The sequence below is a fragment of the Bartonella refiksaydamii genome (genome assembly GCF_902652675.1).
In the GTDB taxonomy this organism is placed as follows: domain Bacteria; phylum Pseudomonadota; class Alphaproteobacteria; order Rhizobiales; family Rhizobiaceae; genus Bartonella; species Bartonella refiksaydamii.
Window position 1 is genome coordinate 1 of the sequence record NZ_LR736329.1, and the last position, 6,102, is coordinate 6,102.

General features: G+C 41.6%; 3 protein-coding genes and 3 pseudogenes. 4 read left to right on the plus strand and 2 right to left on the minus strand.

Annotated elements, in window-relative coordinates; genetic code table 11:
* The 4 genes and pseudogenes from GQO39_RS07910 to GQO39_RS08900 form a co-directional block, all read left to right on the plus strand.
* Nucleotides 1-3,374 (plus strand): annotated as a pseudogene (locus tag GQO39_RS07910) (hemagglutinin repeat-containing protein); the annotation flags it as partial.
* Nucleotides 3,371-3,776: pseudogene (locus GQO39_RS07915) on the plus strand (hypothetical protein). The pseudogenes GQO39_RS07910 and GQO39_RS07915, both read left to right, overlap by 4 nt.
* A gap of 178 nt (nt 3,777-3,954) precedes the next feature.
* Complete coding sequence (locus GQO39_RS07920; RefSeq protein WP_156851689.1) at nt 3,955-4,434, plus strand: YajG family lipoprotein; 480 nt, start codon at nt 3,955-3,957, stop codon at nt 4,432-4,434.
* A gap of 45 nt (nt 4,435-4,479) precedes the next feature.
* Nucleotides 4,480-4,647 (plus strand): hypothetical protein, encoded by a 168-nt coding sequence (locus GQO39_RS08900; RefSeq protein WP_198039441.1) that lies wholly within the window; start codon nt 4,480-4,482, stop codon nt 4,645-4,647.
* 9 nt (nt 4,648-4,656) lie between these two features.
* On the opposite strand, the gene GQO39_RS07925 is transcribed toward GQO39_RS08900, so the two are convergent.
* Both GQO39_RS07925 and GQO39_RS07930 read right to left on the minus strand, forming a co-directional pair.
* Complete coding sequence (locus tag GQO39_RS07925; RefSeq protein ID WP_156851690.1) at nt 4,657-4,857, minus strand: helix-turn-helix transcriptional regulator; 201 nt, start codon at nt 4,855-4,857, stop codon at nt 4,657-4,659.
* Nucleotides 4,858-4,932: 75 nt separating this feature from the next.
* Nucleotides 4,933-5,871, minus strand: a pseudogene (locus GQO39_RS07930) (tyrosine-type recombinase/integrase); the annotation flags it as partial.
* Nucleotides 5,872-6,102: the final 231 nt, after the last annotated feature.

Below are 6,102 nucleotides of genomic sequence, written 5' to 3' on the forward strand. Positions count from 1 at the left end.
TCTGGAAAAGACACGACTGTCCTCTCTGGTCAAGATATCCATATTGCTGCTTCTGATATGGAAGCTAAGGGTAAGGTGGGGCTGAAAGCCAGTAACGATATTCTGATCAACAATGCAGAAGATAGCTTACATTATGAGATGTCGGATTACAAAGAGGATGGAATATTTAGTGAGAGAGTCCATAATAATGTTGAGGCTACTCAAGTCGTGGGCTCAAGTATAACAGGGGGTGAGGGGATGTCCTTTGAATCTGGCAACGATACAAAAATCATTGGATCGATGCTTCTTGCTGGAAAAGAAGAGGAAACACCAGATCAAGCAAAAGCAGGTATTTCTATTCACTCTGGTGGGAATATTCTCATAAAAGGCGCTCAAGAACATTACGACCAGCAATACCAATCGTCGGAAAGTGGCCTTTTGCATAAGGAATCCTCCAATACATCTCAATCGCATACCACAACGGTTTCCTCTGTTCTAGGTGCGACGGGAAACATTGATTTGCAAGCAAAAAAAGAGTCCACAATTACTGCTTCTCATCTGTTTTCAGGTCAAGACATCAATGTGACAGCAGAAAATGTGACGATTGATGGCATGCAAGATCATCATAGCAGCCACTCAGAAGAACATGCATCTGGTTTGGACGCGGGTTCAGGCAAGGGCTTTTTATCGATATATGGGAGTGAGGAAAAAGTGCAAAATGAAGAGAGTTTTTGAACATCAAGGCTCTTCTCTGAATGCTGATGGCAATATCAATATCACTGCTAGAACAAAAGATGTGAGCATAGTGGGCTCTGATTTTGCAGGTGAGAATATTAACCTTTTGGCAGCGCATGATGTGAATGTGTCTGTTGGTCATGATCGTCATACTTCAAGCTCAAAAGAAGAGCATTCAGGTTTTGGCATTCAGTTTGGAAAGAGCAGCAGCGGTGCTTCCTTGGGTGTTGGGGTTGAAAGCACGAAGGACACCGGCGATCAATGGGAAAATATTTCCGTACAATCACACTTCATGGCGCGCCCCCAAGATGTGCAGATCAACGCCGACAATGATGTGAATATGCAAGCGGCAGATGTTTTAGCTGATAGTGATGTGAACATCGATGCTGGCAATAATATCACGCTTTCGGAAAGCCAAGATATCTCTAAGACACAAAAAAAACATGAAAATTTCTTTGCTGGTGTTACAGGTTCTGTCAATGTTGGCATTCTTAGTACCATAAAAGATATGAGGGATGTAGTAAAACGTTTTGATCATGGGGATACGAAACACAAGATTGGCAATGGCATCATTCTTGGTCTAAAAGGCAAAGATCTCTATAACAAAGGCAAAGATCTCTATAATGGGATAAAGAGCGGATCAACAAAAGATTCCCTTCTCAAGATAGTGGATATTTCTACCAGTGTTACCGTAGGCTTTAAGGCTGAGAAGGTAGAGGCGTCTTCTCAGACATCCACGGTGATTACAGATACAATAGAAGCTGGGCGTTTTGTCAATATGAAAGCCCACAAAGGCAGCATTCATGGTATTGGTGCCGATATTATCGCTGGTACCAATCCAGTTTATGCACGGGGCAATGATCCGCAGAGCGGGAATATCAACTTGGAAGCAGGACAGCATATCACCTTTGAAAGTGCGCAAAACACGCAAAGCACACAAAACCATAACCAAAGCGCTTCAATGAATATTGGAGCCAGTTATGGTACTGGTGGCGCGGAAGCAACCGGCAATATCTCTTTTAGTCAAGGAGAAGGTTTCAGTGAACAGGTTCAACAAAAGAACAGCCATATTGTTGGCACAGGTACTGTTCATACCAACAGTGGAGAAGATACTGCACTGGAGGGTGCAGTGGTTTCTGGCAAGCATGTAAAAATGGAAGTTGGAGGTAATTTTATCATTGCCAGCCGCAGTGATACGGGAGAAACCTCCAGCAAGAAAAATTCTGTTTCTGTTGGGTTTAAAGACGATGGAAAGCCTGATGGTGTATCAATAAATGTCTCTTTCCAAAAGGATCAATCCTCCAGCGATTATCACAGTGTTGTGGAACAATCAGGGGTCACAGCTGGGGCGGGAGGCTTTGATATTACTGTAAAAGACAAGACAACGCTGACCGGAGGTATCATTACCAGCAGCGCACCGGCAGAAAAAAATACTCTGACCACAGGAAGCATCAGCACCAGTGATATAACCAACAGTGCCCATGCCCAAGCCAGCGGTGATGGGCTTAGCATTTCTGAGAATGACATGATAAAAAACATTGCCAAAAATGCTTTAAATCACGGGAAGGAACACGATGGAACGGAAGGATACACCAAATCTGCTATCAGTAATGGCACAATTATCCTGACCGATGAAGCAGAGCAGAAGGCATTGACAGGGCAAAATGCAGAACAAGCCATAGCCCTCCCTTAATCGCGACACCTCTACAGCCCATCAGGGTGTACAACAGCTCGATGTAGGCAAGCTGGAACGAATCGTCCATGAAAACCGTGAAATGGCAACGCAACTCTTAGAAGAAGGGTTTAAATACAGCGATGACTCCTATAAAACCATGTTTATCAAAGAGCACCCCATCGCTGTGGTGGATCGTGATGAAAAGGGCAACATTATTTATCTCAAAGATGAAAATGGGCAGTACATAAAAGACGGACGTGGACAAAATATTCCTAAGTTTCATTATTTAACGGCTGAGGAAAAGCAGCATTTACAAGCTGGATCTGATGGCAAGGTGCATGTCTCCTTTAATGGCATCTTTACTTCACCAGAGGAAGCTGCTTTTTATGCAGAACAACATGCGAAGGATAAAAATAATTCGCTTTATTTTGTTGTGTTTCTCCAAGCTGATTCTACCATTTCAGAACTTCTGGTAGCCTGCTACCAGAAGTTTATGGAAAATAACTTTTGGGGTTTGATCAATTCCACACAAGAAGCAAAAGATCTGATGTATCGCTATGGTAACACAGGATTGGAAGAGTATGCTCATAGCCGTGGTACCATGACATTGGGGAATATGTTGAATGCTTTAAAACAAGAAGGTGTGCACGGTATAGCCGACAATACGAATATCAATTTCTATGGACCAGCCTTTAATGGTTTAGTTGCATCCGGTCTGTTAATTTATGTAAGTGATGGCCACCAAACTCATATTGGCTTGGAAAATCACGCAGATGACTTTGTTGGTGTAGTATTTGGCCTAAATCCCGCTACTTTTCATAAGAGACCCCTTGGTAGTAGTGCAGTGAAAGAAGCAGAGAAAATAATATGGAGTTATCCTAGCCCTCATGCTTGTTATGGTAATGCGAGTTCAATATGCCAACATGATTATGGTTTACCTCTCCGTATACAAATTGATTCAAATAAATCAAGGAAGAAAAAATGAAACAAATCTTGAACTTATTAAGTGGTATAGTTTTGTTCATTATAGCTGGATGTGGTATCGACAAACCTCTTCCAGGGTATATATATGTGGGAGAAGCCAGGAGCAGACTTTACTGAGGTAGGAAAAGCACTGTTAGAATGTGGAATGCCAACGCCTGATGATATTTTTCCAGAAAATAAAAAGCTGAGTATTAATGCACGAGCATCAATTCATGCTTGCATGATTCAATCAGGTTTTCACTATAAAAATGAAGTGAAAGGGGGAGGGTGGTGTTATACTTTTAAAGAGGAAAACCTCCCTATTTGTCAGCCTGGCGCTGTCATTCCACAACGAAGTGTGAAGAAGCGCTTAAATAGCCCATTTTGTAAAAGGTATAAAAATGCGGACGAATGCCAGCCTTAAGTTTTGCTATTGGTGATGGAAAAATCTCCCATCCTTGTATTTGCTTGAAATGGCGGGATTGTTCTCTCAATCCACCATCTCAATATTGTTCACCATTGTTTTAAACAGCGGTGACAGAAAATATCAGCAGGTTTATGAGCCTTTTTATTGTAAACAAACCCACTGAAGGAGGGGGAAAATGAAGAAAATCTTAAAACTGTTGAGCTGCATGGCTTTGTTAAGTATGGCTGGATGTCAGTTAGGCAATCCTCCCCCATCAACATTGGCTTTATGGGAAAAGTCTGGAACAGATCGGGCTGTAATTGAACAATCACTTTTAAAATGTGGCTGGAAACCGGTTTATGCTTCTTCTAGTGATATGAATTCTTATGCAAGTGAATTTGCTTCAGTTTATGAGTGCATGAAAAAAGCAGGCTTCCGGTATAAATTGCAGGATTCAAAGGGGATTTATTTTACACAACCTCCGAAAAGTGACTCGTTCCTAACCGATCTCATGATAGCTGGATATCAGCATTTTATGGACAATGACACTTTTGGTCTAAGCACTACGAGCCAGAAGGAACGAGCCATGATAGCTCACTTTGAGAATGAAAGAAAACGTCAACAAACCAAAAAATCTTTGCAAAAGCGACCATCCAAGCGTCCCAGCCATTCTTAAAGAGTTAGTTGGACAAAAGCACGAATGATGTAGGGGGATAAAGCAGTGTCCTCCTTTATCCACGTGGGTGGCAGTTTAAATCTGGTGGTTGATCAACTCCACAACGAGGCAGGTGAAGCCTCGATTACAGGAGATGCGCATTTTGAAGCAAAAGCCGTTGGGGGTAATCCACTGGAGGCATTAAGCAGTTTAACCGAGGCTGGATTTACATGACAAGTTTTTTTATGCCGCGTCGTTATAACGTTGCTGTTTCGCTTGCTCGATGACATTCAAAAGATCCGATTGTAACCAACGGGATAAAAAACCAAACTTTAAAGGTTTTGGCAAAGAGCCATTGGTAATATGACGGCGGAATGTTGAGACACTCATATGAAGCAATTTTGCACTTTCACGGTCTGTCAAAAGAATATCATTTTCTGTCATACTAAAATCCTTTCCTATCAAAAAATGAAAACAAGTCATAAGTATTTATTAACCATATTTTGGATGATTTTTGAGAGCCATACACTTCTCAGCGAGGGGACCGCGACCTTTAGCAGAAAAAAAATCATTACGAGAAAGCAGACGCGCTTGTTTTAGACTTTCTAATGCCTCTGATGATAGAGGCACGCGAAACTCTGTTGTAGCATCACGCTTGCCTTGCATATTTTCAGCAGGAATTGTCCAGATATTCCCATCAATCTGATCTTCACGAATATGACGCAAGGGATTGGTACGAACGCCTGTAAGAATAAGGAGACGTAAAGCCAGATGTGTTATGGTGGTTTTTTGACAAAGTGTTTTATAAAAAGCAGGAATATCTTTCCAATCCATTGCAGGTAAGTTTGTGACTTTATGGCGTTGTTTTCCTGAGAGAGCTTGTGCTTTTGTTACTGCTTGTAAATCAACATCCAAACCTAAGGCTTCCGCATGTTTGAGACAAAGATTGAGACGAATGAGAGCTCTACGAGCTGTTCCAGCTTTTGTATGCCAAATGGGAGAAAGTGTGTTGCGTATCTCTATTTGCGTGATCTCTGAAATGGGCAGACAATCTAATTTTGAAAGAATATGAAGTTTTAAAAGTGCAAACCAGTTCCCATCTTTACCGTCATTCTTGAGTTCAGCTTTACGACTTTCAAAAGTATCCAAAGCAATGCCTTTTAAATAATGGAGATTACGCATTGCCTCACGCTTTTGTTTATTGCGTTCTTTAATAGGGTCACGACCCTCATGCAAAACAGGACGTCACCCAGTTGCCAATTCACGGGCTTTTTTTAAAGAAACATTTCGCAACGCACCAAAGCCCATTTCGCGACGGCACTCGTGAAGGGTATAACGGTAAATCCATTGAGCACCTCCATCTTTACGCTTATGAAGTAACAAGCCAGCGCCATCATTATATTTGCCAGCCCCCAATGTTGCGACAGATCTTGCATTAAGACGGTTCATAAGAGCCATTTTTAGTCCTTTCTTATACAAATTTGATCCATACACTCATCCCACTTGTTATGTGCAAATGAGTGGTTTTGATTGATTCAAGATACACAAGTTTAAAATGAGAGAATCTTACGTTATTCGGGGTTCTCATTCAATATGAATAACGCTAAATTATCATTATAAATCAATGTGTTGCCTTGTGCATGCGCCGCTTCATGGGATTTTAGATTTGTTGAAGGCGTCTTTGAAGGC

What these genes read in the sequence shown, in the direction of transcription:
- GQO39_RS07920 (WP_156851689.1), top strand. Translation starts at nt 3,955, where the DNA reads ATGAAGAAAATCTTAAAACTGTTGAGCTGCATGGCTTTGTTAAGTATG.
- GQO39_RS07925 (WP_156851690.1), bottom strand. Translation starts at nt 4,857, where the DNA reads ATGACAGAAAATGATATTCTTTTGACAGACCGTGAAAGTGCAAAATTG.